This is a genomic window from Stenotrophomonas sp. P2112, from assembly GCF_041897515.1.
GTDB lineage: Bacteria > Pseudomonadota > Gammaproteobacteria > Xanthomonadales > Xanthomonadaceae > Stenotrophomonas > Stenotrophomonas sepilia.
In genome coordinates this window covers 2,601,943-2,627,708 of record NZ_CP169216.1, presented here as the reverse complement: position 1 = coordinate 2,627,708, position 25,766 = coordinate 2,601,943, and the positions used below count along the sequence as shown (strand labels likewise).

At 66.2% G+C, this 25,766-nt stretch carries 22 protein-coding genes, 7 tRNA genes and 1 pseudogene; 18 read left to right on the top strand and 12 right to left on the bottom strand.

Annotation, left to right across the window (positions count from 1 at the left end; genetic code table 11):
• Positions 1 to 8 precede the first annotated feature (8 nt).
• The 9 genes from phaE to ACEPA4_RS12185 all read left to right on the top strand — a co-directional run bounded on the left by phaE (position 9) and on the right by ACEPA4_RS12185 (position 9,203).
• Entirely contained in the window at positions 9 to 1,058 is a 1,050-nt protein-coding gene (phaE, locus tag ACEPA4_RS12225; protein ID WP_139727285.1) for a class III poly(R)-hydroxyalkanoic acid synthase subunit PhaE, read from the top strand.
• On the top strand, positions 1,055 to 2,122 hold the full coding sequence (gene phaC / locus ACEPA4_RS12220) for a class III poly(R)-hydroxyalkanoic acid synthase subunit PhaC (RefSeq protein WP_065196101.1): 1,068 nt from the start codon (positions 1,055 to 1,057) through the stop codon (positions 2,120 to 2,122). Before phaE ends, phaC begins: the two co-directional genes overlap by 4 nt.
• Before the next feature lie 33 nt (positions 2,123 to 2,155).
• Positions 2,156 to 2,524 (top strand): YfeK family protein, encoded by a 369-nt coding sequence (locus ACEPA4_RS12215; protein ID WP_139727283.1) that lies wholly within the window; start codon positions 2,156 to 2,158, stop codon positions 2,522 to 2,524.
• Positions 2,525 to 2,636: 112 nt separating this feature from the next.
• Positions 2,637 to 2,795: a PspC domain-containing protein gene (locus tag ACEPA4_RS12210; RefSeq protein ID WP_194430536.1), complete on the top strand. Its 159-nt coding sequence runs from the start codon at positions 2,637 to 2,639 to the stop codon at positions 2,793 to 2,795.
• Between the two features lie 44 nt (positions 2,796 to 2,839).
• A complete protein-coding gene (locus tag ACEPA4_RS12205; RefSeq protein ID WP_088123871.1) occupies positions 2,840 to 3,244 on the top strand; it encodes a hypothetical protein in 405 nt (134 codons plus the stop codon).
• Between the two features lie 385 nt (positions 3,245 to 3,629).
• A complete protein-coding gene (locus ACEPA4_RS12200) occupies positions 3,630 to 3,845 on the top strand; it encodes a hypothetical protein (RefSeq protein ID WP_005417149.1) in 216 nt (71 codons plus the stop codon).
• A gap of 207 nt (positions 3,846 to 4,052) precedes the next feature.
• Positions 4,053 to 6,440, top strand: coding sequence for a Tex family protein (locus tag ACEPA4_RS12195; RefSeq protein WP_164093401.1), 2,388 nt, complete (start codon positions 4,053 to 4,055; stop codon positions 6,438 to 6,440).
• 208 nt (positions 6,441 to 6,648) lie between these two features.
• Positions 6,649 to 8,838: a PAS domain S-box protein gene (locus ACEPA4_RS12190; protein WP_065178518.1), complete on the top strand. Its 2,190-nt coding sequence runs from the start codon at positions 6,649 to 6,651 to the stop codon at positions 8,836 to 8,838.
• Between the two features lie 62 nt (positions 8,839 to 8,900).
• Entirely contained in the window at positions 8,901 to 9,203 is a 303-nt protein-coding gene (locus ACEPA4_RS12185) for a hypothetical protein (RefSeq protein ID WP_032954271.1), read from the top strand.
• Here the strand turns inward: ACEPA4_RS12185 and ACEPA4_RS12180 are convergent.
• Together ACEPA4_RS12180 and ACEPA4_RS12175 are read right to left on the bottom strand one after the other, a co-directional pair.
• The gene (locus tag ACEPA4_RS12180) at positions 9,145 to 9,435 is read right to left on the bottom strand and encodes a putative quinol monooxygenase (protein WP_053500696.1); all 291 of its coding nucleotides are present in this window, start codon (positions 9,433 to 9,435) and stop codon (positions 9,145 to 9,147) included. The two genes, ACEPA4_RS12185 and ACEPA4_RS12180, sit on opposite strands and share 59 nt — an antisense overlap.
• Positions 9,436 to 9,496: 61 nt before the next feature.
• Positions 9,497 to 10,585: a DUF5694 domain-containing protein gene (locus tag ACEPA4_RS12175; RefSeq protein WP_139727279.1), complete on the bottom strand. Its 1,089-nt coding sequence runs from the start codon at positions 10,583 to 10,585 to the stop codon at positions 9,497 to 9,499.
• A 532-nt stretch (positions 10,586 to 11,117) separates the two neighbouring features.
• Here ACEPA4_RS12175 and ACEPA4_RS12170 point away from each other — a divergent pair.
• On the top strand, positions 11,118 to 12,944 hold the full coding sequence (locus ACEPA4_RS12170; RefSeq protein ID WP_164230176.1) for a methyl-accepting chemotaxis protein: 1,827 nt from the start codon (positions 11,118 to 11,120) through the stop codon (positions 12,942 to 12,944).
• A gap of 27 nt (positions 12,945 to 12,971) precedes the next feature.
• Here the strand turns inward: ACEPA4_RS12170 and ACEPA4_RS12165 are convergent.
• A pseudogene (locus ACEPA4_RS12165) lies at positions 12,972 to 13,179 on the bottom strand (GGDEF domain-containing protein); the annotation flags it as partial.
• Positions 13,180 to 13,448: 269 nt separating this feature from the next.
• Positions 13,449 to 13,534 (bottom strand) — tRNA-Leu (locus ACEPA4_RS12160).
• A gap of 132 nt (positions 13,535 to 13,666) precedes the next feature.
• Between ACEPA4_RS12160 and ACEPA4_RS12155 the strand changes: the two genes are divergently transcribed.
• Positions 13,667 to 14,047, top strand: a complete 381-nt coding sequence (locus tag ACEPA4_RS12155; RefSeq protein ID WP_005417125.1) for a response regulator — start codon at positions 13,667 to 13,669, stop codon at positions 14,045 to 14,047.
• 123 nt (positions 14,048 to 14,170) lie between these two features.
• Here ACEPA4_RS12155 and ACEPA4_RS12150 read toward each other — a convergent pair whose 3' ends face one another.
• Entirely contained in the window at positions 14,171 to 15,127 is a 957-nt protein-coding gene (locus ACEPA4_RS12150; protein ID WP_164230174.1) for an SOS response-associated peptidase family protein, read from the bottom strand.
• Positions 15,128 to 15,203: 76 nt separating this feature from the next.
• On the opposite strand from ACEPA4_RS12150, the gene ACEPA4_RS12145 reads away from it, so the two are divergent.
• Positions 15,204 to 15,620, top strand: coding sequence for a GNAT family N-acetyltransferase (locus tag ACEPA4_RS12145; protein ID WP_053500686.1), 417 nt, complete (start codon positions 15,204 to 15,206; stop codon positions 15,618 to 15,620).
• Positions 15,621 to 15,715: 95 nt separating this feature from the next.
• Here the strand turns inward: ACEPA4_RS12145 and ACEPA4_RS12140 are convergent.
• The 7 genes from ACEPA4_RS12140 to ACEPA4_RS12110 all read right to left on the bottom strand — a co-directional run bounded on the left by ACEPA4_RS12140 (position 15,716) and on the right by ACEPA4_RS12110 (position 17,052).
• Positions 15,716 to 15,791, bottom strand: a tRNA-Glu gene (locus ACEPA4_RS12140).
• 47 nt (positions 15,792 to 15,838) lie between these two features.
• Positions 15,839 to 15,914: transfer RNA gene (locus tag ACEPA4_RS12135), tRNA-Ala, on the bottom strand.
• Between the two features lie 44 nt (positions 15,915 to 15,958).
• Positions 15,959 to 16,034, bottom strand: a tRNA-Glu gene (locus tag ACEPA4_RS12130).
• Between the two features lie 49 nt (positions 16,035 to 16,083).
• Positions 16,084 to 16,159 (bottom strand) — tRNA-Ala (locus ACEPA4_RS12125).
• 185 nt (positions 16,160 to 16,344) lie between these two features.
• Positions 16,345 to 16,420, bottom strand: a tRNA-Glu gene (locus ACEPA4_RS12120).
• Positions 16,421 to 16,474: 54 nt separating this feature from the next.
• A tRNA-Ala gene (locus ACEPA4_RS12115) sits at positions 16,475 to 16,550 on the bottom strand.
• A gap of 103 nt (positions 16,551 to 16,653) precedes the next feature.
• A complete protein-coding gene (locus ACEPA4_RS12110) occupies positions 16,654 to 17,052 on the bottom strand; it encodes a heavy metal-responsive transcriptional regulator (protein WP_049415383.1) in 399 nt (132 codons plus the stop codon).
• Positions 17,053 to 17,238: 186 nt separating this feature from the next.
• On the opposite strand from ACEPA4_RS12110, the gene ACEPA4_RS12105 reads away from it, so the two are divergent.
• From ACEPA4_RS12105 to ACEPA4_RS12080, 6 genes are all read left to right on the top strand, one after another.
• The gene (locus ACEPA4_RS12105) at positions 17,239 to 18,306 is read left to right on the top strand and encodes a GlxA family transcriptional regulator (protein ID WP_049415382.1); all 1,068 of its coding nucleotides are present in this window, start codon (positions 17,239 to 17,241) and stop codon (positions 18,304 to 18,306) included.
• Positions 18,307 to 18,388: 82 nt separating this feature from the next.
• The gene (locus ACEPA4_RS12100; protein WP_164093404.1) at positions 18,389 to 19,192 is read left to right on the top strand and encodes a redoxin family protein; all 804 of its coding nucleotides are present in this window, start codon (positions 18,389 to 18,391) and stop codon (positions 19,190 to 19,192) included.
• 30 nt (positions 19,193 to 19,222) lie between these two features.
• A complete protein-coding gene (gene dsbG, locus ACEPA4_RS12095) occupies positions 19,223 to 20,065 on the top strand; it encodes a thiol:disulfide interchange protein DsbG (protein WP_065185758.1) in 843 nt (280 codons plus the stop codon).
• A gap of 514 nt (positions 20,066 to 20,579) precedes the next feature.
• Positions 20,580 to 22,010: a DcaP family trimeric outer membrane transporter gene (locus ACEPA4_RS12090; RefSeq protein WP_065185757.1), complete on the top strand. Its 1,431-nt coding sequence runs from the start codon at positions 20,580 to 20,582 to the stop codon at positions 22,008 to 22,010.
• Positions 22,011 to 22,086: 76 nt separating this feature from the next.
• Positions 22,087 to 23,439, top strand: coding sequence for an arginine/agmatine antiporter (gene adiC / locus ACEPA4_RS12085; protein ID WP_005410068.1), 1,353 nt, complete (start codon positions 22,087 to 22,089; stop codon positions 23,437 to 23,439).
• Between the two features lie 20 nt (positions 23,440 to 23,459).
• Positions 23,460 to 25,748: an Orn/Lys/Arg decarboxylase N-terminal domain-containing protein gene (locus tag ACEPA4_RS12080; protein ID WP_065178511.1), complete on the top strand. Its 2,289-nt coding sequence runs from the start codon at positions 23,460 to 23,462 to the stop codon at positions 25,746 to 25,748.
• Positions 25,749 to 25,766 lie beyond the last annotated feature (18 nt).

Genomic DNA, 25,766 nt, shown 5'->3' with positions numbered 1-25,766 from the left:
GGCCTGCGATGACCAGCTCGGCCCACGATGCCGGCAGTAGCGATTTCGAGACGCTGGCCCGGCAGTACTTCGGCGCCTGGGGTGATGCTCTGCGCCATGCGGGCGCGCCCGCTGCACCTGCCGGTGACGACCCCGGCAGCTGGCAACGGTTGTTTGACTGGTGGGGCCAATTGCTGCCCGAACAGGCGCCCGGCGCGCCGGAAGATGCCGTGCGCCGGTTCCGCGAACAGGCGGGCAGCTGGTACGGCACCATGCAGGAGGTCGCCGCACGGTTTGCCGGCCGCGACGCCAGCAGTGCCGACGTCGCCCAGGCCTGGCGCGAGGCGGTGCAGGGGCAGGGCGACGGCATGCTGCAATGGATGCTGCAGGGCGCCCGTGGCAGCACCCACGCCGGCGCCGCGGTTCCGGAGTTCGCCGCCTGGCTGCAGCAGTTCCAGCTGCAGGCGGGCCCGTGGCTGCAGAGCCCGGCATTCGGCCCCGGCCGCGAGCACCAGGCGCGTTGGCAGGCCCTGCTGCGTGCGCAGGAGGAATACCAGCAGCATTCGCGCGCCTATGTCGATCAGATCAAGCAGGCACTGGACGAGGCCTTCGCGCTGTTCGAGCAGCGCCTGGCCGAGCACGAGCAGCCCGGCAGCCAGCTGACCAGCGCCCGCGCGATGTTCGACCTGTGGATCGAAGTGGCCGAGGAGGCCTACGCCAAGGTCGCCATGTCCGAACCGTTCCAGCAGGTGTACGCCTCGCTGGGCAACGCGCAGATGCGTCTGCGCGCCGGCCTGCAGCGCGAGGTGGAACAGATGAGTGAACGTATCGGCCTGCCGACCCGCAGCGAGATGGATGCCGCACACCGCCGCATCGCCGAGCTGGAGCGCAGCCTGCGCCGGCTGCAGACACAAGTGGCGGTGCTGGCTGGAACCGCTGCGGTCGATCCGGTGGCGCAGCCGACGCCGGCGAAGGTGAAGCCAGCCGCCCGCAAGGCCGCGAAGAGGGCCGCGCCGGCAAAGAAGGCGGCTGCCAAAAAGTCCGAATCTCGCACCACCTCACGGGCACGTGACCGATGAAGGGACCGCTGGGCTTCAACGCCGATGACCTGATGCAGGAAACCATGGCGATGCAGCGCAAGCTGATGGAAGGGCTGAAGCTGCTGCCGCAGGTGGAAGACGTTGACTATGGCGTGACCGCCCGCGAGGAAGTGTGGCGCGACGGCAAGGTGGTGCTCTACCGCTTCGTCGGCGAACAGGCGCCGACCCGGCGCACGCCGCTGCTGATCGTCTACGCGCTGGTCAACCGGCCGTACATGGTCGACCTGCAGGCCGACCGCTCCCTGGTGCAGAAGCTGTTGGCGCTCGGGCAGGACGTGTACGTGCTGGACTGGGGCTACCCGGATCGTTCGGAGCGCTTCCAGACGCTGGAGGACTATCTGCTGCGCTATATCGATGGTGCGGTGGATGCACTGCGCGTGCGCAGTGGCGGCCCGATCGACCTGCTCGGCATCTGCCAGGGCGGTGTGTTCGCGCTGTGCTATGCCGCGCTGCGCCGGGAGAAGCTGGGCAAGCTGATCACCATGGTCACCCCGGTCGATTTCCAGACGGCCGACAACATGCTCTCGCACTGGGCGCGGCAGGTGGACGTGGATCTGCTGGTGGATACGCTGGGCAACATACCGGCTGACCTGATGAATGCCAGCTACCTGATGCTCAAGCCATTCCGCCTGAACGTGCAGAAGTACGTCGGTCTGCTCGATATCCTCGACGACAAGGCGGCGCTGGAGGATTTCCTGCGCATGGAAAAATGGATCTTCGATTCGCCGGACCTGGCGGGCGAGGCGTTCCGTGACTTCATCAAGCAGTTCTACCAGGGCAACGGCCTGGTGAACGGTACGGTGCGGATCGGCGAGGAAGCCGTGGATCTGTCGCAGGTGACCTTGCCGGTGCTGAACATCTATGCCGAGCAGGACCATCTGGTACCGCCGGACGCCTCGCGCGCGATGCGTGGGCGCCTGGGCACGGACGACTACACCGAGTCCAGTTTCCGCGGTGGCCACATTGGTATCTATGTGTCCGGCCGCGCCCAGCGCGAAGTGCCGGCCACGATTGATGGCTGGTTGAAGGCACGCGACCTGTAGAGTCGAGCCATGCTCGACTGACCTGGGGGGATGATGACGTACCGGACTTTGTTGATTCTTGCGCCACTGCTGGCAGCACCACTTGTCCACGCCGCACCCAGTGCCGATGCACGCCGGGAGATCGCCCAGCTGATCTCCAGCCTGGACGGCTCGCAGTGCCGGTTCCAGCGCAATGGCAGCTGGTACGACGGCAGCGATGCGCGCGCCCATCTGCAGCGCAAGTACGACTACCTGCTGAAGAAGGACATGGTGGACAGCGCCGAGCAGTTCATCGAGCGCGCCGCCAGCCAGAGCAGCATGAGCGGGAAGCCTTACCGCATCCAGTGCCCGGGGCAGCCTGAACAGACCGCGGCCGCCTGGTTCGGTGCGCGCCTGCAGGCGCTGCGTCTCCGCACGCCGTAGACACGGAGGCGGTGTAGAGTCGCGGCGTGCTCGACTGATTCTGCCCGCAAGCCGAGGAGACACCGCCGTGAACACCACGCCCAAGACGCTGTCGCGTTCATTGAACGACCGCATGATTGCCGGCGTGATGGGCGGCATTGCCCATCGCTTCGGCTGGAACCCCACCCTGGTGCGGATCGTGTTCGTGCTGGTATCGATCGGCTCGGCCGCCTTCCCCGGCATTCTGATCTACCTGATCCTGTGGCTGCTGATTCCGAACGAGGCGGATTGAACACCGCCGCTCGATCCTGGCCGCTCTGGCTGCGCGCGCTGCAGATGCTGGGCGCCGCATGGACGCTGCCCAACACACTGATCGGCCTGATCGGCGGCTTGGCCGGCATGCTTGGCGGCGCGACGCTGCGATGGAGCGGGCGGGACTGCGCCGTGGTGTTCGATCACTGGCCGTGGGGGCCGGGCGGTGCGATCACCCTGGGCAACGTGATCCTGCATACCGGCCATGACCTCGGCATCTGCTGCCGGACCTATGCGCATCAGGCGGGGTGGGGCGTGGAGCCGCTGATCCGGCTGGACGACCACGAGCGCGCGCACGTTTACCAGTACATGGTGCTGGGGCCGCTGTACCTGCCGGTGTACCTGCTGTGCGGCGGGGTGAGTGCACGCAATCCGTTCGAACGCGCGGCCGATCATTTCGCCCGGTTCGGGCGTGGTTGGTGGCCGTAGTTTCCAGCCAACGGCGCAGCCCCTCGTGGGTGGTGATGCCTGGTTGTCAAATGCAAAACCCTCGCGCTGGTCGGTCGGGTTGGGTTCACGGCGTCCCCGGCCTACCCACCCTCCCGGCCAGCCCACAGGAAACCGGCTTTCCGCGACCAACCAAACCACCCACGAGGGGCTGCGCCGTTGGCGGGAATCCCCCACCGATTCGTTAGCCGGAAGTTAAAGATCCGTAAGCATTCTGCTGCGATCCCGCAGTCATCTGCATGCAACCGATCGTCATTAGCCTTCGTGACGTTCCAGTCAGGTTCGACGCGGTAAGCTCTTCCTTGATGAGCTCGCAGCATCGCTCATCGAGCGCAGTACGCAGTAGCAATTTGGAGGAATACATCACATGGCAATCGTTCTTTATGTCGGTGGTAGCAAGGATGGCGAGAAGGGCGTGGTGCCCTACGGCTTCAGCAAATCCCGCGCCGACACCGCGCTGGGGCCGGAGTTCTACACGGAGCGGTTCATGGAACTGCAGGGTGTCGGCAAGGTCCGCCTGATGGCCCTGGAAGGCATGCGTGACGACATCGTCATGCAGCGCGCCGCCCGCCACTACCGCTGACCGTCGCAACACGCGGCAGGGCGCGCCCACCATCGCGCGCCCGCGCCGGCATCCCAGCCCCGGGCCAGTCCGAGCCCGCTCTTTGCCAGGATGCCGGCGTCCAATCCGGCTTCGCCGCTGAACCTCGCCCCCTGTCAATGCCTTGTCCGGCTCCGTCGCGGATTGCCAGAATGGGGGCTTCCCGAAACGCGGCACAGACCTGAAGCAATGCACGACGCCAAGAACGCCCAGAGCGCGCTCGCCCAGCAGATCGCCCAGACCATCGCCGACGAAATCGGTGCCCAGTCCGCCCAGGTACGCGCCGCAGTCGGCCTGCTCGACGAAGGCGCCAGCGTTCCGTTCATCGCGCGCTACCGCAAGGAAGTGACCGGTGGCCTGGACGACACCCAGCTGCGCAACCTGGAAACCCGGCTGACCTACCTGCGCGAGCTGGAGGACCGCCGTGCGGCGGTGCTGGCCAGCATCGGCGAGCAGGGCAAGCTCAGTGACGAGCTGCGCAATGACATCCTGGCGGCCGACACCAAGAGCCGGCTGGAAGACCTGTACCTGCCGTACAAGCCCAAGCGCCGCACCCGTGCGCAGATCGCCCGCGAGGCCGGCCTGGAGCCGTTGGCCGATGGCCTGCTGGCCGACCCGACGCAGGACCCGCAGACGTTCGCGGCCACCTTCGTCGACGCCGACAAGGGCGTAGCCGACACCAAGGCCGCGTTGGAAGGCGCGCGCGCGATCCTGATGGAGCGCTGGGGCGAAGACGCCGCGCTGGTCGGTGAACTGCGCACCTGGCTGGGCGAGAACGGGGTGATCCGTGCCCGCGTCGCCGAGGGCAAGGAAACCGAGGGCGCCAAGTACCGCGACTACTTCGAGCATGCCGAGGCGCTGGCGAAGATTCCGTCGCATCGCTTGCTGGCACTGTTCCGTGCGCGCCGCGAGGAGATCCTGCTCCTGGAACTGGACCCGGGCAGCGATGCCGAGGCTGGCCATCAGTACGCCGAAGGACGCGTGGCGCGCAAGGCCGGCATCGCCGACCAGGGCCGCGCCGCCGACCGCTGGCTGCTGGATGCGTGCCGGCTGACCTGGCGCGCCAAGCTGCACACCCATCTGCTGCTGGACCTGTTCAACCAGGCCCGCGAAAAGGCCGAAGCCGAAGCCATCGCGGTGTTCGGCGACAACCTGAAGGACCTGTTGCTGGCGGCACCCGCCGGCCCGAAGACCGTGCTCGGACTGGACCCGGGCATCCGCACCGGCTGCAAGATCGCCGTGGTCGATGCCACCGGCAAGCTGGTCGCCACCGACACCATCTACCCGCACGAGCCTCGTCGCCAGTGGGAGCAGTCGCTGCAGACGATCAAGCAGCTGTGCGCCAAGCACAACGTGGAACTGATCGCGATCGGCAACGGCACCGCCAGCCGCGAAACCGACAAGCTGGCTGGTGAAGCGATCAAGGCCGCTGCCAACCCGAAGCTGCAGAAGGCAGTGGTCAGCGAGGCCGGGGCGTCGGTGTATTCGGCGTCCGAGTTCGCGGCCAGGGAGTTCCCGGAGCTGGACGTGTCGCTACGTGGGGCGGTGTCGATCGCCCGCCGCCTGCAGGACCCGCTGGCCGAACTGGTGAAGATCGAACCCAAGGCGATCGGTGTCGGCCAGTACCAGCACGATGTGGACCAGTACCGCCTGGCGCGCGCGCTGGATGCCCGCGTGGAGGACTGCGTGAACGCGGTGGGCGTGTACGTGAACACCGCTTCGGCTGCACTGTTGTCGCGGGTGTCCGGCCTGTCGGCCACGGTGGCCGAGAACATCGTGCGCCACCGTGATGCGAACGGCCCGTTCAAGCGCCGCAAGGACCTGCTGAAGGTCGCGCGCCTGGGCGAGAAGACCTTTGAACAGTGCGCGGGCTTCCTGCGCATTGCCGACGGTGATGAGCCGCTGGATGCTTCGGCGGTACACCCGGAAGCCTACCCGGTGGTCGAGCGCATCGTGGCCAGCACCGCGCGCCCGATCAAGGCGCTGATCGGTGATGGCAGCTTCCTGCGCGGCCTGAAGGCCGAGCAGTTCACCGATGCCACCTTCGGCGTGCCGACCGTGCGTGACATCCTCAAGGAACTGGAGAAGCCGGGCCGAGACCCACGTCCCGAGTTCAAGGCGGCACGCTTCGCCGAGGGCGTCGAGGACATCAAGGACCTGCGCGAGGGCATGGTGCTCGAGGGTGTGGTCAGCAACGTGGCGGCCTTCGGTGCCTTCGTCGATATCGGTGTGCACCAGGACGGCCTGATCCACATCTCGGCGCTTTCCGATACGTTCGTGAAGGACCCGCGCGACGTGGTCAAGGCCGGTGATATCGTCAAGGTGAAGGTGCTGGAGGTGGACGTGGCGCGCAAGCGCATCGCCCTGACCCGGCGCCTGGACGATACCCCCGGGCAAGCGACCAGCCGCCCGGGCCAGCGTGATGAGCGCGGCCATGGGCAGGGTCCGCGCCGCGATGCAGGCGGCCAGAACCGCGGGCCGAACCGGGGCCAAGGCAATGGCAGCCGTCCCGCCGCGCCCGCGCCGCCGGCCAACAACGCCCTGGCCGAGGCCTTCGCCCGCGCCAAGCGCAGTTGAGGACCGCGTTCCCCGTCACACTTGATTCGTGGCGGGGGACTTGTCGATTTTCCCCGTGATTGCGCACACTTGCGCTTGAGGGGAGGCGTCCGGCCACCCCGCTGTTGCTGGGGAGGGCCATGACGCCAGCACGACCCGCCATCTTCGTTGCAGGCCGCAGCGTTCCGCTGCGGTCGGCGCCTGCCCGTGCCGGCAGGGGACCGGATTGATGCCGGGCCAGGGCACCCACGGCAATGGACTGCTGGAGCGCCGCCTGCAGGAGCTGGCGGAAGAGCGTCGCCGCCTGGCGATGATCATCGACGGTACCGCCGCGGGAACCTGGGAATGGAACGTGCAGACCGGCGAGATGCGGGTCAACGCGCGCTGGGCTGAGATCGTCGGCTACCGCCTGGAAGAGCTGCAACCCATCTGCCAGAAGACGTTCCTGAAGCTGGTCCATCCCGATGACATCGCGCTGTCCGATGCGGCGCTGGATGAGCATTTCGAAGGCCGCAGCGACAACTACGCCTGCCTGCTGCGCATGCGCCACAAGAACGGGCAGTGGATCTGGATCCAGGACCGCGGGCGGGTCTTCGAATGGGATGGGCAGGGCAAGCCGCTGTGGATGGCCGGCGCGCATGCTGACGTCACCGAGCTGCAGCAGGCGAGGCAGGACGCGGCCGAGACCCGGCAACGCCTGCAGGCCGTGGTCGATGCGTCCGATGAGGTAGCGGTGATCGCCACCGATACCGATGGCACCATCACCCTGTTCAACACGGGTGCGGAGCGCCTGCTGGGCTACAGCGCAGCGGAGGTGGTCGGCCAGCGCCGGCTCGATGCGTTCCACGATCCGGAGGAACTGAAAGCCTGGCTGGAGCCGTTGGCCGATGCCGAGGGCAACCTTCCCGACGTGTTCGAAGCGCTCAGTGCTCGCGCTGACGGGCAGACCTACTCGCGGCAGTGGACGTTGCTGCGCAAGGAGGGCCTGCCACGCCAGGTGCGCCTGTCGATCAGCCGCATGGAAGGTGCCGATGGCGCACGCATCGGCTACGTCGGCATGGCCATCGACATCACCGAGATCCTGCAGGCACGGGCTGAGGCGCGGCTGTCGGCGGAGAAGTTCGCCGGTGCATTCACGTCGGCGGCGTTGGGCATGGCGCTGGTGTCGCTGGAGGGGCGTTGGCTGGACGTCAATGATGCGCTGTGCCGGATCCTGGGTTACCCGCGCGAAGAGCTGCTGCAGGTCGACTTCCAGCGCCTGACCCATCCCGATGACCTGCAGACCGACCTGGCCCTGGTGCAGGACCTGCTGGCCGGACGGCGCAGCCATTACCACCTTGAAAAGCGCTATCTCGACCGCGACGGCCGCATCATCTGGGCGCGGCTGTCAGTGTCGCTGGTGCGCAGCGAGCATGGCCAGCCACTGCATTTCGTGTCGCAGATCCAGGACATCACCGCCCAGCGCAGCAGTGAGCAACGCCTGTTCGAGAGCGAACAGCGCAGTCGCATCACCCTGGATGCGGTGGCCGACCTGGTGCTCAGCGTCAACCTTGACGGCCGCATCGACTATGCCAACGCGGCCGCGGTACGCACCCTGGCCGGTGATGGCGCGCTGTCGCTGGCCGGGCACAGGGTGCAGGACGTGCTGGCGCTGACCACCGAGTACGCGCCCGGCTCGGTGCTGGATGTGCAGGTACTCCTGGACCCGGAAAGCAACGCGGTGGACCTGCATGCCGACCTGCTGCTGCGCCTGGGCACGGCAACGGTGCCGGTGGATCTGACGCGGGCCTGGCTGCGCGATGACGAAGGCCATGTGCGCGGCGCGGTGTGGGTGCTGCGCGACGACACCCAGCAGCGGGCGCGGCAGCGCGAAGCCCGCCACCTGGCCGAGATCGATCCACTCACCGAACTGAGCAACCGCCGCGGTTTCGAGGTGCACCTGCAGCAGGCGATCACCCGCGTCGAGCGCACCGGGCAGGCCGCCTCGCTGATGTACATCGATCTGGACCGCTTCAAGCCGGTCAACGACACCTGGGGCCACCTGGCCGGCGATGCCGTGCTGTGGGCGGTGGCCAGTGTGCTGCGACATGGTGTGCGTGATTCGGACGTGGTGGCGCGGCTGGGCGGCGACGAGTTCGCGGTGATCCTGTCCGGGTGTACGCCGCGTCGTGCCGCACGGATCGGCGGTGAGCTCCTGCAGACCCTGTCAGCGCTGTCCATTCCATGGGATCAGCACCGGCTGCGGGTCGGTGCCAGCATCGGCATCGCGCCCCTGGCGGGGGGCATGAGCGTGGACCAGGCAGTGGCCGCTGCCGATGCACAGTGCTACCGGGCCAAGGCGCTGGGGCGCAACAACGTGCAGGTGCAGGGCGAGCTGTCGGGGCTTCCAGGCGACGATGCCGATGCCGCCCAGGACTGATCTCAGCCTGTGAGAGGACGCGCGCGAATACTGCGCGCATCTCCACTCAAGCAGGTGAACCCATGAATGCCTGGAACCCGGTTGCGGTGCGCATGTTCATTCCGGCCCTGATCGGCTGGTGCCTGGCGCTGGCCACCTGCCTGCGCGCCGAACAGCTGCGCGGCGACCCGTACGCGCAGGCGTTGTTGCCCGTGCTGCAGCAAGGCGCGGTCGCGCTGCTGGTCCTGAGCCTGGCGTGCACGGTTGCAGCCTGCCTGTTGCTGTGGCGGCATGGCCGCAGCGTCGGCGGGCGTCTCGCTTCCGGCACTACACCCGTGCGGCGTCCATCAGCAGGACCCGGCACGGTGCGCGCTGGAACGCGTTGATCTGAGGCACCAGACGCTGGAAGTGCTCGCTGGCGCAATGGATATCCAGTGCGTCGCGGTCCGGCCATTGCTCGATGAAGACGAAATGCCCGGGGTCCCTCTGGTCGACGAACAGTTCATAGCCGAGGCAGAGCGGCTCTCGCTGCGTGCATGCGACCAGCTCGCGGTACAGGGGAAGCACGGTATCCACGGCATCGGGATGGATGAAATCCTCGGCGATCACTTTCAGCATGTCGGCACCTGCAGACGGGCCTTGCAGGATAGTGCCAGCGCATGGCCGGCACCTATCCTGGTCAACGCAGTACTGCGTCCGTACTGACCAGCTGCACGTCGTGCATCTGATTGAGGTAGGCCTCGTAGTAGCCCTTGTGCGAGGCACCGACGATGGCCAGCATTCGGCTGCCAGGGTGCAGGCCCAGCACGTCGCGGATGTTGGCGACCATGCGCAGGTTGCGGGTTTCCCAGTAACCGACATACATCCGGCCGAACGCCTTGGAGGACGGCTCGACGAGCGTCGCGCCGAAGTCGCTCTGGTACGCTGCCATCGCTGCCGCCGGGCTGTTGTAATCCCGATACAGCGCCATGACGCCACCGGGCTTGTCCAGATTGGCCACGAGGCGTTCATCGGCCTCCCGTCGCGCCCGCAAGTACGTATTGTTCCAGGCACCGGTGATGGCTGCACTGGCCGCCGCCTTATCCTCCGCCGGTGTGGGAGAATCGGCCGTGTGGTCGTCCACGGCCCACAGCCGTTCATGCCCGAGGCGGGCGGCAACGACGGCGGCGATCAGGCTGGTTTCATTGCGGCGGACCAGGCCTTTGCGGAGGATCTCGACCAGGGCCGGCGTCAGCCCATCGCCGGCTTTGCGCTCGGACGCAGGCAGGCGCAGCCATTGCACCTGCGCCGACCCGCGTTCGCCCGCAGCCAGGAACAATGCGGCGAGCCGACGACGCTGGGCGGGCGTCGGCTCGTCCGGCCAGGTCGCAAGCAGGCGCTCGGCCTGGGCGTTCGCTGAAGGCACGTCCAGGCCGGTGGCAGCCTGCGCAGCGGTGGTGTCGAAGCAGTAGGTGGCCACGCTCTCCGCATAGCGTTCCGGGTAGCGACGCATGGAATCGCACTGGAGGCCGGACAGGTCTTCGGTGGCGATCAGCCCGGGCTTCCAGGCGACCAGTCGCTGCAGCAACGGTTCAAGCAAGGCGGGCTGGAAGGACTTGGGCAGGCCGGACAGGTGGGCGGTGCCCAGTACCAGTACCTCGTTCGGTCGCCCTGCAGGCGGCCCCTTCAGCTGGTCCGGCTGGAAGGCGGGCCGATAGGTGGCATCGGCAGCGAGGGCGCCGGTACTGCACAGGCCCAGGATCAGGAAGCTGGCCAAGCGTGGGAACATGCGATCTCCGTGTCAGTGAGCGTCCTGCGGTTCGCTGCATGCTGGCCATTTTCACCTGCCATGGAATCGCCCGTTGGTCATGCAAACCTTTTGGGCTTGAACTGCATCGGCGTGCCGGGCAAGGCTATGCCCAGTGACGGCGGCAACGCGCGATATGTTCCGTGACGACACCCCGTGCCCCGCCGAGCGTGAGCAGAATGTGAAGTACATCGCGATTGTCTACCGCGTCCCTGCAGCCGCATCTGAAGTTGCGACGGACGTCGCGTAATCCGGCTAAAGCCACCGATCGCCTCGCCGATACTCCCTCTGGATCCCGCTCCAGTCACCCGCCTCAGTACCCCAGGCCGTCCCCGATGGGCGGCCCGCGCTGTGTGTTCCGCCGCTCCCAGATGCCGATCGCACCCGCAGCAGACGTTCGTGGCAGTCGCTCGAGAGGTGCCGGTTGGCACCTGTAGTCCCTGGCACCTGAAGTTGCCGCCGGGCATCCCGCCCGTCGGGTCGCAACCGCTTACCGGACACCGAGGATCAGACAATGCTCATTCCAGGCTTCACGGCGGGCGCGCAGGCGCCGGCCGAGCTGCATACCCGTTGGTCGCCGTGGCGTGCCCTGCTGGGCGCGCTGGCTCCCCAGCACCGCACCGGCGCCGAGGCCGTGTCCGATGGCCGTGCCGAGCTGGAAGCCCAGGTCGCGGCGCTGCACCGGGTCCAGGCGGTCATCGAGTTCGCCCTCGATGGCACCATCCTGCAGGCCAATGACAACTTCCTGCAGGCGATGGGCTACCGGCTGGAGGAGATCCAGGGAAAGCATCATTCCCTGTTCGTCGATCCCGAGCAGGCGCGCAGCGCCGAGTACCACGAGTTCTGGGCGCGGCTGGGGCGTGGCGAATATGACGCTGGCCAGTACCGGCGCTTCGGCAAGGGCCAGCGCGAGATCTGGATCCAGGCCTCGTACAACCCGGTGCTGGACCGGCAGGGGCGGCCATACAAGGTGGTCAAGTTCGCCACCGACATCACTGCGCAGAAGCTGCAGGCAGCCGACTCGGCCGGGCAGCTGGCGGCGATCGACAAGTCGCAGGCGGTGATCGAGTTCGGCATGGACGGCCGCATCCTTTCGGCCAACGACAACTTCCTGGCCGCCACCGGCTACAGCCTGGACGACGTGCGTGGCCAGCACCACTCGCTGTTCGTCGAGCCCGAGTATCGTGGCAGTGCCGAGTATCGCCAGTTCTGGGAGAAGCTCGGCCGTGGCGAATACGATGCCGGCCAGTACCGGCGCCTCGGCAAGGGCGGGCGCGAGGTCTGGATCCAGGCGTCCTACAACCCGATCCTGGATCTCAACGGAAAGCCGTTCAAGGTGGTCAAGTACGCCACCGACATCACCGCGCAGGTGCATGAGAACCAGGCCATGCAACGTGCCGTGGCGCAGACCCGTGAAGTGGTGGCGGCCGCGAAGGAGGGCGACCTGACCCGGCGCGTGGCCACTGCCGACAAGAACGGGCCGATCGCCGAGCTGTGCGAAGGCGTGAATTCGTTGGTGGAGGCGATGGCCGCGATCATCGCCCAGATCAAGTTCGCCGCCGACACCATCGCCGTCGGTGCCACCGAGATCGCGCAGGGCAACAGCGATCTGTCGCAGCGCACCGAGCAGCAGGCCGCGTCGCTGGAGGAGACCGCGGTGTCGATGAAGGGCCTGGCCGAGACCGTGCAGCGCACCGCGACCAACGCACGGCAGGCCAGTCAGCTGGCCGGTGGTGCTGCTGATGTCGCTGCCCGCGGTGGCAACGTGGTGCACGAAGTGGTCGAGACCATGGCCGTGATCAACGCGTCCTCGCGGCGCATCGTCGACATCATCGGCGTGATCGACGGCATTGCTTTCCAGACCAACATCCTTGCGTTGAACGCGGCGGTGGAAGCAGCGCGTGCGGGCGAACACGGGCGTGGCTTCGCCGTGGTCGCCACCGAGATCCGCGAACTGTCGCAGCGCTCGGCCAGTGCCGCGAAGGAGATCAAGCAGCTGATCGATGCGTCGGTGGCCAATGTCGGCGCCGGTACCGCGCAGGTTGAGAGCGCCGGACGCACCATGGACGAGATCGTGGTCAATGTGCGCCGTGTCAGTGATCTGATGTCCGAGATCAGCACGGCCGCGCAGCAGCAGAGCGACGACATTCAGCAGATGAATCATGCCGTCGATCTGATCGATCAGGGCACCCAGCAGAACGCCGCGCTGGTCGAGGAAGCCTCGGCCGCAGCGCGCAGCATGGAAGAGCAGTCGGCGCAGCTGCTGCAGACGGTGGCCAGCTTCCGGGTGCAGGGCGGGGCCGGGCACCTGCACGGTGGGGCGGTGCTGCGCGCGGTCTAGGCCCGGCGGTCGGAGTGCTGTTCCCCGGCCTTGTTGGGCGGCCTGCTCATGTGCAACCTGCCAGGCTACGCCGATGCTGATGGTCACATGGGCCTCAGCGGCGGGCAGCGCGGTGGCTTCCACGGCGGCGCGCAGGCGCTCGCAGGGCGGCGATGAATTCCTCGCCGCCGTCGCGGGCCAGCAGGTCATCACCGCGTTGCGGGCAGCCGTCGAGGACCGCGGCAGCCGCCTGCAGGTTGTTGGCGTCCCAGCGCCCGGCGCTGATCGGATACGTCAGGCAGATGGCGGGCGATCTGCAGCGCCATCGCCCGTTCGGAAACGTCGCCCCAGCTGGTGTGCTCGATCACGCCTGGCAGCGAGAAGTAGTGGGACCGGGCGACGGCGTCGGACGCCCGCAGGAGGGGCAGCGCGCGGGCAGGGCATGCTGGGGCATGCTTGCCAGTGTCGGGCGCTCGGACCCGGGAAATGCAAAAAGCCAGGTCATGGACCTGGCCTTTGATGCAGTGGTGCCGGTGAAAGGACTCGAACCTTCATGGGGTCACCCCCGGCTGATTTTGAGTCAGCTGCGTATACCATTCCGCCACACCGGCAGGCAGCGTGCGAGTGTAACCGAGGTCGGCAGGCGATGCATAGTAGGAGGGCCTATGAGGGCGGTTCCTGTCGGCATTGGCCCCTTGATAGCTATACTCCCAGCGTGCAATTGCCTCCAGGAGCGGTAGCCGATGACAGTGTTGCAGGACCTGAGGGTGCTGGTGGTCGAGAACGACGAAATGAGTGCGGCCCTGCTGCAGATGCAGTTGGTGCATGCCGGCGCGACTGTGGTCGGGCTTGCAGCGAGCGTGTCCGAAGCCCTGCAGCTGCTGGAGCAGAGCACCCCGGACGTGGCCCTGCTGGACTACCGGCTGGCCCGCAACGAGACCAGTGAACCGGTGGCTGCAGCGCTTTCGGCACGTGGCATTCCGTTCGTGCTGGCCACCGGAACGCTGGCCGAGCAGCTGCCAACACCGATGTTGGCCGGCCTGTTGCTGGTCAAGCCCTACCTGTCGGCCGATCTGTCACGCGCGCTGGCGCGTGCGGTGGGTCGCTCCAGCGTCAAGGCCTGAGCCGTCCGCCACGGACCTGCAGGGGATACTGCCGGGGGGTGAATGCTCGCGTCTGCGATGTTCGGCGGCAACCCCTGATCCAGGAACCCCGCCCAGGCGGGGTTTTTCAATTGCGTCCGGCGCTCAGCCCGCTTCCTTGTACACGTAACGGATCTCCTCGCGGTCGTCGAGGATGCGGTACTGGCGCGCCAGGTCATCCGGTTCGGGGTTGAGCCAGGCGTCGAGGTGTTCCTTGCGGATCGGCACTACGCCGCGGTCATGCCCGGCAGCGGCGACGTCGCTGGGCGGTGCGTCGGTGATCGTGGCAAACGACAGCAGGCGGCCTTCCGGTCCTTCCCATTCTGCCCAGAGGCAGGCCAGCAGCAGGTCGCGCGGCGGATCGGGACGGAATTCGAGTACCACGTCCTGTTCCTTTTCGTCGGCACCGAGGGTGCGGCCGGCGATGGCGTGGCGGGGCACGTGCTCGTAGAACGCCTGTACCACCACCACGCCATGGCGCAGTCCGAACGCACCCCGCCAGTAACCTTCCAGGCTGTCGCGCCGCGCATTGTAGGTGCCGGGGTAAAGCACGTCGTTGCGCGCCGGCTTGTCCGGCAGCCGGCACTGGTAGCGCATCGGCCTGATCACGCGCTGGCCGTTCTCGCTGACCATCACCGGTGCGTAGGTGCCGGGGAAAATGCGGTTGTCACGCGGCAGCAGCTGCACCCGATGCAGGTCTTCCAGCCGGGCCTGTGCGCGCTCGATGCGGTTGCCGGCCACGCGCAGGTCGTTGCGCGCCTTCTGCGTGGGCCGGGTGGCCAGCGTGGCATGGGCAATATCGCGTCGTTCGCGTTGCCGGGCCAGTTCGGCCTCCAGTGCCTGTTGCTCCTGCGCATGCCATTGCTGGATCTTCACCACGATGTCCCGCCCCTGTTCGGTACGCGCACCGGCGAATCCGTCATCCATCGCCTTCGGGGTCTTCGGCCGCTTCTTGCCCGGATCGTGTGCGTACAGCTCGGCGAAGTCCTCCAGCGACAGGATGGCGCCGAACTCGCGTACCAGCTTGGCGTAGTCAGCGCGGATCAGGGCGGAATAGCACATGGGACTTTTTGGGCCTGGGTCGCAGCGGCTGCGACGTGGATGCGGCAGGATAGCCCGACCCATCCGGAGATGCCGCATGAATGGTTCCATCACCTGCCAGTTCCGCGAAGCCGTACCCACGGTCGAGGACTACTGCCAGTTGCGCGTGCTCGCAGGCCTCAGCGCCAAGTCCCGCGAAGCAGCCGCCCGCGCGCTGCCCAATACGTTGTTCGGCGTGTGCGCTTACCAGGGTGCAGAACTTGTGGCGATGGGCCGTATCGTCGGCGATGGCGGCTGCCACCTGCAGGTCTGTGATATCGCGGTGCTGCCGCGTTTGCAGGGGCAGGGCCTGGGCAAGGAAGTGATGCGGCGGCTGGACGGCTGGATGCAGGCCAACCTGCCGCCGTCGGCTTACGTCAGCCTGCTGGCCGATGGCGAGGCGCATCGGCTGTATGCACAGTTTGGTTTCGCACCGACTGCGCCGGCATCGATCGGGATGTATCGGCGGTTCTGAGCCGTGGGCGGGGTGAAGTCATCTACGCGCAGGGCGGTTTGATGGCAGATCGCGGGCAAAGAAAAACCCCGGCCGAAGCCGGGGTTTTCAAGAATTGGCGTCCCCACGGGGATTCGAACCCCGGTCGCCACCGTGAAAGGGTGATGTCCTAGGCCTCTAGACGATGGGGACGCACGAAAACTTCAAGTTGTAGATCCTTCGACGGCCTAATGTCGAAGTGGTGGAGCCAAGCGGGATCGAACCGCTGACCTCCTGCATGCCATGCAGGCGCTCTCCCAGCTGAGCTATGGCCCCATGAAACTCTGGATATCTGCCAGGAGCAGAGTCCGTTTTGAAACTGGCGTCCCCACGGGGATTCGAACCCCGGTCGCCACCGTGAAAGGGTGATGTCCTAGGCCTCTAGACGATGGGGACGCACGAAAAACTTCAAGTTGTAGAACTTTCGACGGCCTAATGTCGAAAGTGGTGGAGCCAAGCGGGATCGAACCGCTGACCTCCTGCATGCCATGCAGGCGCTCTCCCAGCTGAGCTATGGCCCCGTGTTACCGAGCCGCCTATCATACCTGCGTGTTCACGTTTGTGGAAGCTTTTTTCGAACTTTTTTCGTCCCGGTTCAACCTTCGCCACCAAGGGCAGGGGAACCGCAACGCCACAACCTGAATGCCGGTAGGCGGTGAACAAAAAAGACCCGGTTATCGGCCGGGTCCTCGTTGTTCGTGATGAGTGGCGTCCCCACGGGGATTCGAACCCCGGTCGCCACCGTGAAAGGGTGATGTCCTAGGCCTCTAGACGATGGGGACGCAATTCTCATCAATGTTCTTTAGCGACCTTTCGACGGCCTAATGCCGAAAGATTGGTGGAGCCAAGCGGGATCGAACCGCTGACCTCCTGCATGCCATGCAGGCGCTCTCCCAGCTGAGCTATGGCCCCACGTCGCTGAGGAGCGAAATAATAGCCTTGCCCCAGAGGGTTGGCAAGCATTTGTTGCACTTTTCTTCACGTGCGTTGCGAGGGGGGCGACGATCGCACGTACTCAGTCGGCGCCGTCGGTCAGCGCCGCCAGGATCGGGCACTGATCCAGGGTGCCGTGGCCGGGGCAGGCGTCGACCAGCTGCGAGAGCGCGCTGTGCATGCGTTGCAGTTCAGCCATGCGCTGCGCGATGTCCTGCAGTCGGGCTTGCGCCGCGTCGCGCACGCTGCCCATGTCCTGCGGATGGCGATCACTGAGTGCCAGCAGTTCGGCGATTTGTTCCAGGCTGAAGCCCAGCGTCTTGGCGCGGCGGATGAAGCGCAGCCGGCGCAGGTCCTGCTCACCGAAGATGCGGTAGCCCCCGGCCGAGCGTGCCGCGGTGGGCAGCAACTGCTGGCGCTCGTAGTAGCGCACGGTATCGATCGGTACGCCGGCCTGGCGCGCCAGTTGACCAATGTTCATGGCGGATTCCTGCGGATGCTGCCGGTCATTCTGAAGCCTGGAGTCAGGTCCAGGGTCAAGCTCCCGTCGCTGACGGCGCATTCAGCGCACTTTGCAACTTTCTTCATAGCCCCGCCGTCGTGGCAGTTCCTACCCTGCGCCTGAACCGGCCGCTGGATGGCCTGCAACGAACCGAGGAGATGCTCTGTGGAAGGATTCAGGAACGAGGGATTCGTAGAGGTCGCGGTGGTCGAGTACCCGGGAGGGGACCCGTCGGCGGCCTCGGTGCTGACCGAAATGGCACACGTCGCCAACCGGCTTGCCCAGCAGCAGCGTCGCCCGTTCAAGCGTGTCCTGGTGACCCGCTGGGTCGTGCCAGCCAGCCAGACCGGCGTGCATCGCATTGCCGGCGCGGAGATGCTCGAGGCGGACATTCCCGCCGTGATCGCCGTGCCTGGCCAGATCAGTCAAGGCGTCTGCCTGCGCGCCGATGAGGTCCTGCTGGATTGGCTGCGCGCGCATTACGATGGCGGCAGTCTGCTGGCAGCTGCCAGCGATGGTGTCAGCATGCTGGCACGCGCGGGTCTGCTTGCCGGGCGCACCGTCAGTGGGCCGGACCTCGGGCGCCATCCGGGCCTGCAGGGGCAGTCGGCCAGCTGGGTGCCCAGTGAGCGCGCGCTGGTCGACGACGGTGATCTGCTGACAGTGGCCGGTTCCCAGGCCTGGCGCTTCCTCGCCCTGCGGCTGCTGTACCGGCTGCACGGCCAGGGCGTAGCGAGTTCCGTGGCGCAGCAGTTGGGGATCACGGTGCCCGCGGCGATCCAGCAGGATCTGGAGCGTTTCAGTGCCAACTTCGCCCACGGCGATCGCGACGTACTGAAGGCGCAACGCTGGCTGCATACCACCGCTGCGCGTGGGGCCACGCTCGGAGCGATCTGCGAGGTTTCCGGACTGGAACCGCGGACTCTGCAGCGGCGCTTCCTGAAGGCCACCGGCCTGCGTCCGATCGAGTATTGCCAGCGGTTGCGTATCGCCAAGGCGCAGACATTGCTGCAGCAGGGGGCGGGTATCGATGAAGTGGCCTGGGGCGTGGGCTATGCAGACCAGAGCGCATTCCGCCGCCTGTTCCTGCGCATTGTCGGAATGACGCCGGCCAACTATCGCCGGCAGGTCAACAACAATCGGCGCGAACGACCGCTGTTGTCGTCGGTGGCGGGCAGCCTGCGCGGGCTGCAACCGGCGCCTGGCATGCAGATGCCGCGCAGCGCGGCCTGAAGCCTGCGGTGGGCGTCGCACTTGCAACCTGGGCGCGACGCTTTGACCATGCAGGCAACGAGATGATGTGACAGGTGGGTTGATGTCGAGTGTTGGACCGGTGCCGATGCCGGTGGTGCTGATCCTGATGTGCGTGCTGCTGGCCATGGCGGTGGCACACCTGTGGCCGCGGCCGAAGGACGGGATGGCAGTGCCTTCCGGGGCCAGCCTGGTCCTGGACATGTTGCTGATCGGCCTGCTGTGTGGACGCATCAGCTTCGTGGCCTTGAACTTCGCGCTCTACCGTGAGGCCCCCTGGAGCATCCTGCAGATCGCCGACGGTGGGTATCACCTTGCAGTCGTGCTGGTTGCGGGCCTGGCGTGGGGCACCTGGCGGCTGCGGTTGTGGCGCGCGTTACGTGCGCCGGTGTTGGCGGGGGCGCTGGTGGGTGTGGTGCTGTGGGCGGCGGGCAGCCACCTGCTGGCAACATGGCAGGAGCAGCGGATGCCGCTGCCGGCGGCACAGGTGGCCGATCTGCAGGGGCGCAGGATCGATCTGCAGCAGTTCCGTGGCAAACCGGTAGTGCTGAATCTCTGGGCCAGCTGGTGTGGTCCCTGCCGTCGCGAGATGCCGGTACTGGCATCCGCACAGCAGACCCACACTGACGTGCAGTTCGTGTTCCTCAACCAGGGAGAAACCCTGGACGAAGTGAAGGGTTTCATCGCATCCGAACAGCTCCGGCTGGGCAATGTATTGCTGGACGATACCGCCTCGGCGTCAACCGTGCTGGGTGTACAGGCCTATCCATCGACGCTGTTCTTCGACGCCGAAGGCCGCCTGCGTGAACTGCACCTTGGCGAACTGACGGCGGCGGGTCTTGAACACAAACTGCGCCGGCTGCGGTAGCCTGCGCGGGCATCTCACTACGGAGTTCCCATGTTGTCGACTTCCCTGCGCATCGCTTCGGCGGTGCTGTTGCTGCCGGTCATGCTGGCATTGGCCGCCTGCAGTCAGGCCCAGACCCCGCCAGGCAAGGCAACGGCAGCGCCGGCAGCGAGCGCTCAGGCCCCAGCGGCCAAGGGCGAGCGCCCCGCAGTGCTGAAAGGCATCGAGAAGCACGGTTTTGAAGTCGTTGCCGAGTTCGATGCACCGGGTGGCCTGCGTGGATTCGCTGGCGTGGTGGGTGGGCAGCAACCGGCCGCAGCCTATGTCACCGCCGACGGCAAGCATGTGCTGGTAGGCAGCCTGTTCGATGCCGAGGGCAACGACGTGGCCGCCGAGGCGGTGGAGAAGCTGGTTTCAGCACCGATGTCGGCCAAGATGTGGACCAAGCTGGAGGCCAGTGCCTGGGTGCGTGACGGCAAGGCCGATGCGCCGCGCGTGGTCTATACCTTCAGTGATGCCAACTGCCCGTACTGCCACAAGTTCTGGGAAGCGGCGCGTCCGTGGGTCGACGCCGGCAAGGTGCAGTTGCGCCACATCATGGTCGGCGTGATTCGCGAGGACAGCCCGGCCAAGGCTGCGGCCATCCTGTCTGCGCGTGACCCGAGTGCGGCCTTGCTGGAAAACGAACACCAGTTCGACCGTGGTGGCATCAAGGCCCTGCCGAGCATCAGCCGCGAGATCGCCGCCAAGCTCGACGCCAACCAGGTGCTGATGATTGAAATGGGCTTCCAGGGCACGCCGGGCATCCTGTTCCAGGATGCACAGGGCCAGGTGCAGCGTCGCGCCGGCCTGCCACAGGGCGCTGACCTGCAGACGGTGCTGGGCCCACGCTGATCGGCACCCATGTCGTGATGCGACACCACAGGCCCGCATGGCAGCATGCGGGCCTGTTGCGTTTCGTCACTTGTGCGGGTGATGCAGGCTGCGCACCACCTGTTCGTCGTCACGTCTGAATCGTGACTGACATCAAGCATCGCGCCTTGATTCCAATCAAGGCCAAAAACGACAGGCGGACTAGCCTGTGACGCATGGAATACAGCGTCAACGCGCCAGGGATGCCGCGCCTGACACGCCCTGAACCGGGGCAGTCGGCACAGCCATTCACGACGTTCTCACTCCTTGGTTGTTACCCAGACTGCTGCGGTCGCCACCTCTCCGGCAGTGCGGCCCTGATGGCGTCGATATCGGTACGGGCGGGGCAGTGTCATCGTCCTGTTGCCTGCCACGCGCAGGCTGGCCGGTGTCGTCGACGCAGTACCCGCATTTCCAGCAACGGCAACGCAACGTCGGAGCTGCGCCTGCGCGCGCGCCGTCAGTGCGCTGCGAATGTTCGTCCAGGGAGGATGCAATGCGCTTTGCGGTACTGAGTCTGGCCTGCCTGACCGCGCTGGCGGTCACGCCAGCATCTGCGCAGCAGAATGGCCAGGAGGATGCGCACGCATTGCGCCAGGAAATCGCTGCCATGCGGCAGGCACTGGAGGGCATGCAGAAGCGCCTGGATCAGCTCGAACAACGCGAGGGCGCTGTCGCGGCCGCTGCGCAGGTAGCGGCGCCGGTGACACCACCTGGCAGCAGCGCCAACCTGCTGCATCCCACCCAGGTGCCGGGTGTGGCGCAACCGGTGCTGCCGCAGCGCGAATCGGTGGCCGATCCCTCAACGGCGGCCTCGCGTCCCGACAGCGCTGCTGGGCCGACCGACCCGGATCTGAAGGGCTTCTTTGCCATTCCAGGTACTGACACGGTGATCCGCATTGGCGGCTATGCCAAGCTCGATGCGATTGCAGATTCGCGTGCGGCCGGTGACGAGGATCAGTTCATCCCTTCGTCGATGCCGGTGGGCGGCAGCCATCGCGATGTTTCCAATTTCAACATCCACGCCAAGCAGACCCGCTTCAGCTTCGAGGCGCGGCGCCCGACCACGCACGGCAACCTGCGCTTCTACCTGGAGAATGATTTCTTCGGCAGCAGCGATGGCTACGCGTTCCGCCTGCGCCACGCGTATGGCCAGCTTGGCAATACCTATGCCGGCTACGGTTACTCCAGTTTCATGGACCCGGACAGCCTGCCCGACACGCTCGACTTCGCCGGTCCCGGCGGCGCCGGCTATCTGCTGGTGGCCGGCATCCACCACAGCTTCGCGATGGGCAAGGGCAACACCCTGACGCTGGCCGCCGAAGACCCCAAGACCGAACTGGCCGGTGCCAGTGATGAACGGGCCGCAGTGAACCGGCTGCCGGATGTGACCGTGACCGCACGCATGGAGCGTGACTGGGGCCATCTTCAGCTGGGCGCGGTGGCGCGCAGCCTGGCCTATGACGGTGAGGGCGAGCGCGACCGGCGCATGGCCGGCGGCCTGCAGTTCAGTGGCTCGGCATCGGTAGGCGAGCGCGATCTGTTGCTGTTCGGCGCGCTCGGCGGGCGCGGCCTCAGCCGCTACACCGCGGACCTGACCGGCTCCGGGCTGGACGCGGTGGTCGGTGCCGATGGCCGTCTCGACGCGCTGGACCTGCACGGCGGCTTCGTCGGCTACACGCATTACTGGTCCGAGCTATGGCGTTCGAACCTGATCTTCGGCCAGCTGACCCTGGAGCGGAACGCGGCACTCGCTGCCGACGCCTTCCGGCAGAGCCGATACGGCGTGTTCAACCTGATCTGGAGCCCGGCGCCGTCGTGGACGATGGGCATGGAGCTGCTGTACGGCCGCCTGGAACAGCAGGGCGGCGCGCGCGGCGACACGGTCCGGGTGCAGGGCAGCCTGCAATACAACTTCATCAAATAAGCGCCAGCGGCGTTACGCCAGCGCAACCGTCCCCACGCCCGGCCGCACCGGGCTCATGCCAGTACAGGAGATTGTCATGGCAGAAGCAAAGAAAATCGGGGTGGTCGGAGCCACCTTCCTCGTCGCCGGCAACATGATGGGCTCAGGCGTGTTCCTGTTGCCGTCCAGCCTGGCCAAGATCGGTACCGCATCGATCTGGGGCTGGCTGATCACCACGGCCGGTGCGCTGTTGCTGGCCTTCGTATTCGCCAAGCTGGGCAAGCTGGCGCCGAAGGCGGGCGGTCCGTATGCCTATGCGCGTGACTGGTTCGGGCCTTACATGGGCTTCCAGACCAATACCATCTACTGGTTCGCCAACTGGATCGGCAACGTTGCCATACCGATTGCCGCGGTGGGCTACTTCAGCTACTTCTTCCCGATCCTGTCCGAGCCGCTGGTGCGCTGCATCGCGGTGCTGATCCTGGTGTGGGCGCTGAGCTTTGCCAACGTGATCGGCCCGGCCTTCGTCAGCCGTGTGCAGACGGTCACCACCAGTTTCGCGCTGGTGCCGATCCTGGGCATCGCCATTTTCGGCTGGTTCTTCTTCGATGCCGACATTTTCAAGGGCGCCTACAACGTGTCCGGTGAGTCCAACTTCGGTGCGATCTCCAGTGCCGCGGCACTGACCCTGTGGGCTTTCATCGGTGTCGAATCGGCTTCGGTCACGGCTGGCGTGGTCGAGAACCCGGAGAAGAACGTGGCCCGTGCCACTCTGGCCGGTGTGTTCCTGGCTGCCATCGCCTACATCGCCAGTTCCTCAGTGATCATGGGCATGGTGCCCAATGGCGAGCTGCAGACCTCCGACGCGCCGTTCGCGCTGGCGGCGGCCAAGGCGGTCGGCGGCTGGGGCGGCGCGCTGGTCAGCCTGTGCGCCTTCATCGGCGCCGCCGGTTCGCTGGGTGGCTGGATCCTGCTGACCGCGCAGAGTGCCAAGGCGGCCTCGGATGATGGCCTGTTCCCGAGCATCTTCAGCAAGACCAACAAGGACGACGTGCCGGTCAAGGGCGTGCTGATCGTGGCGGTGCTGATGACCCTGGCGGTGCTGGTGACGTCCACCTCGGAAACCGCGTCGGCCCAGTTCGACGTGATCACGTCGGCGGCCGTGGTGCTGACCCTGCTGCCCTACATCTACTCGTGCGTGGCCTGCTACTTCGTGGTCGAGCGTTCGCACACCCTGGTCCATACCGGTGCGTTCTGGACCCTCACCAGCCTGACCGTCGTGTACTGCCTGTGGGCGATCTACGGCTCGTCGGGAACCATCGTGCAGTACGCCTTCCTGTTCGTGCTGTTCATCACCGTGTTCTATCCCTTCTTCAGCGAGGAGCGCCGTCAGCAGCGGCAGCGCGCCCGCGAGGCATCGGCCATCAGCGCCGGCGCCCAGCGTTCCTGAGTTCGACAAGGAGAATCAACGTGTACTTCAAGTCCCTGGACTACCCGGTCATTGTCATCGACAACGACTACGAGTCGCCGCGCATCGGCGGCATCCTGATCCGCGCCCTGGTGGAAGAGCTGCGCAGCAACGACCAGCGGGTGCTGTGCGGGCTGAACCTGGATGATGCGCGTGCCGGAGCCCGTACCTACGTGGCGGCCTCGGCGGTGCTGATCTCGATCGATGGCAGCGAAGAGGTGGATGGCGAGTTCCAACGCCTCACCGCCTTCCTGCGCGAGCAGAGTGCGCGCCGCGCCAACCTGCCGGTGTTCCTGTACGGCGAGCGCCGCACCATCGAAAAGGTGCCGAGCAAGCTGCTCAAGTACATCCACGGCTTCATCTTCCTGTTTGAAGACACCAAGAGCTTCATCTCGCGGCAGGTGATGCGCGCGGCCGAAGACTACATGAAGAATCTCTTGCCGCCGTTCTTCAAGGCGCTGATCCATCATGCGGCAGAGTCGAACTACTCCTGGCATACGCCGGGCCATGCAGGCGGCGTGGCATTCACCAAGTCGCCGGTCGGCCGTGCGTTCCACCAGTTCTACGGCGAGAACACCCTGCGCAGCGATCTGTCGATCTCGGTGCCGGAGCTGGGCTCACTGCTGGATCACACCGGCCCGATCAAGGATGCCGAGGAAGAGGCGGCGCGCAACTTCGGTGCCGACCATACCTTCTTCGTCACCAATGGCACCTCCACCGCCAACAAGATCGTCTGGCATGGCACGGTGGCCCGCGGCGACGTGGTGTTCGTCGACCGCAACTGCCACAAGTCGCTGCTGCACGCGCTGATCATGACCGGCGCGGTGCCGGTGTACTTCACCCCAAGCCGCAACGCACACGGCATCATCGGCCCGATCAGCCTGGATCAGTTCACACCGGAATCGCTGCAGCAGCGCATCGCCGTCAACCCGCTGGCCAGCCAGGCCTACAAGGCCGGTTCCAAGCCGCGCATTGCGGTGGTGACCAACTCGACCTACGACGGCCTGTGCTACAACGCCGAGAAGATCGCCGACGAAATCGGCAGCGCGGTCGACTTCCTGCACTTCGACGAAGCCTGGTACGCCTACGCCGCGTTCCATCCGTTCTATGAGAACCACTACGGCATGGCCAAGGGCAAGCCGCGCGAGCAGGATGCGATCATCTTCACCACGCATTCCACCCACAAGTTGCTGGCCGCGTTCTCGCAGGCGTCGATGATCCACGTACGCAACTCGGCGCAGCGCGACCTGGATGCCGAGCGCTTCAACGAGTCGTTCATGATGCACACCTCGACCAGCCCGCATTATGGGGTGATCGCGGCCTGTGACGTGGCCTCGAAGATGATGGAGGGCGAGGCCGGCCGTTCGCTGGTGCAGGAAATGCATGACGAGGCGATCGCCTTCCGCCGCGCGATGCTGCACGTGCGTGACGACCTCGGGCGCGACGATTGGTGGTTCAGTGTGTGGCAGCCGACCAAGGTCGAGCGCAGCCTGGACAAGGGCGATACGCCGGCTCCGCTGGTGGCCAAGCGCGAGGAGTGGTACCTGCAGCCGGATGCGCACTGGCACGGCTTCGAGAATCTGGTCGATGACTACGTGCTGATCGACCCGATCAAAGTGACCCTGCTGACCCCGGGCCTGGCGATGGACGGCAGCATGGGCAAGCTGGGCATTCCGGCGGCGGTGCTGAGCAAGTTCCTGTGGGGCCGCGGCATCACTGTGGAGAAGACCAACCTGTATTCGGTGCTGTTCCTGTTCTCGATGGGCATCACCAAGGGCAAGTGGAGCACGCTGGTCACCGAGCTGATGGCCTTCAAGGAGCTGTACGACTGCAACGCGCCGTTGAGCCAGGCATTGCCGACGCTGGCGGCGGACTATCCGATTGCCTACGCTGGCTGGGGACTGCGTGACCTGTGCGATGCATTGCACGCGTTCAACCAGGAATTCGAGGTCGCCAAGGTGATGCGCGAGATGTACGTGGATCTGCCAACGCCGGTGATGACCCCGGCCGATGCCTACAACCACCTGGTGAAGGGCGAGATCGAGCGGGTCGACATCGAGCAGCTCAGTGGTCGCGTCGCGGCGACCATGCTGGTGCCGTATCCGCCGGGCATTCCGACCATCATGCCGGGCGAGCGATTCGGCGACAGCGACGAGCCGATCATCCAGTCACTGCGTATTGCCCGTGAACAGAATGCGCGTTTCCCGGGCTTCGAGTCGGATGTGCACGGGCTCATCATCGAGCACGATGGCGATGTGACCTCGTACAGGGTGGAGGTGCTGAAGGCCTGACCGGCGACGGTCGGCCCT

What these genes read in the sequence shown, in the direction of transcription:
- ACEPA4_RS12180 (WP_053500696.1), bottom strand. Translation starts at nt 9,435, where the DNA reads ATGCTGAAAGTGATCGCCGAGGATTTCATCCATCCCGATGCCGTGGAT.
- dsbG (WP_065185758.1), top strand. Translation starts at nt 19,223, where the DNA reads ATGTTGTCGACTTCCCTGCGCATCGCTTCGGCGGTGCTGTTGCTGCCG.
- ACEPA4_RS12200 (WP_005417149.1), top strand. Translation starts at nt 3,630, where the DNA reads ATGGCAATCGTTCTTTATGTCGGTGGTAGCAAGGATGGCGAGAAGGGC.
- ACEPA4_RS12185 (WP_032954271.1), top strand. Translation starts at nt 8,901, where the DNA reads ATGAATGCCTGGAACCCGGTTGCGGTGCGCATGTTCATTCCGGCCCTG.
- adiC (WP_005410068.1), top strand. Translation starts at nt 22,087, where the DNA reads ATGGCAGAAGCAAAGAAAATCGGGGTGGTCGGAGCCACCTTCCTCGTC.
- ACEPA4_RS12205 (WP_088123871.1), top strand. Translation starts at nt 2,840, where the DNA reads ATGCTGGGCGCCGCATGGACGCTGCCCAACACACTGATCGGCCTGATC.
- ACEPA4_RS12195 (WP_164093401.1), top strand. Translation starts at nt 4,053, where the DNA reads ATGCACGACGCCAAGAACGCCCAGAGCGCGCTCGCCCAGCAGATCGCC.
- ACEPA4_RS12175 (WP_139727279.1), bottom strand. Translation starts at nt 10,585, where the DNA reads ATGTTCCCACGCTTGGCCAGCTTCCTGATCCTGGGCCTGTGCAGTACC.
- ACEPA4_RS12215 (WP_139727283.1), top strand. Translation starts at nt 2,156, where the DNA reads ATGACGTACCGGACTTTGTTGATTCTTGCGCCACTGCTGGCAGCACCA.
- ACEPA4_RS12190 (WP_065178518.1), top strand. Translation starts at nt 6,649, where the DNA reads ATGCCGGGCCAGGGCACCCACGGCAATGGACTGCTGGAGCGCCGCCTG.
- ACEPA4_RS12210 (WP_194430536.1), top strand. Translation starts at nt 2,637, where the DNA reads ATGATTGCCGGCGTGATGGGCGGCATTGCCCATCGCTTCGGCTGGAAC.
- ACEPA4_RS12090 (WP_065185757.1), top strand. Translation starts at nt 20,580, where the DNA reads ATGCGCTTTGCGGTACTGAGTCTGGCCTGCCTGACCGCGCTGGCGGTC.
- ACEPA4_RS12100 (WP_164093404.1), top strand. Translation starts at nt 18,389, where the DNA reads ATGTCGAGTGTTGGACCGGTGCCGATGCCGGTGGTGCTGATCCTGATG.
- ACEPA4_RS12170 (WP_164230176.1), top strand. Translation starts at nt 11,118, where the DNA reads ATGCTCATTCCAGGCTTCACGGCGGGCGCGCAGGCGCCGGCCGAGCTG.
- phaE (WP_139727285.1), top strand. Translation starts at nt 9, where the DNA reads ATGACCAGCTCGGCCCACGATGCCGGCAGTAGCGATTTCGAGACGCTG.
- ACEPA4_RS12110 (WP_049415383.1), bottom strand. Translation starts at nt 17,052, where the DNA reads ATGAACATTGGTCAACTGGCGCGCCAGGCCGGCGTACCGATCGATACC.
- ACEPA4_RS12150 (WP_164230174.1), bottom strand. Translation starts at nt 15,127, where the DNA reads ATGTGCTATTCCGCCCTGATCCGCGCTGACTACGCCAAGCTGGTACGC.
- phaC (WP_065196101.1), top strand. Translation starts at nt 1,055, where the DNA reads ATGAAGGGACCGCTGGGCTTCAACGCCGATGACCTGATGCAGGAAACC.
- ACEPA4_RS12145 (WP_053500686.1), top strand. Translation starts at nt 15,204, where the DNA reads ATGAATGGTTCCATCACCTGCCAGTTCCGCGAAGCCGTACCCACGGTC.
- ACEPA4_RS12155 (WP_005417125.1), top strand. Translation starts at nt 13,667, where the DNA reads ATGACAGTGTTGCAGGACCTGAGGGTGCTGGTGGTCGAGAACGACGAA.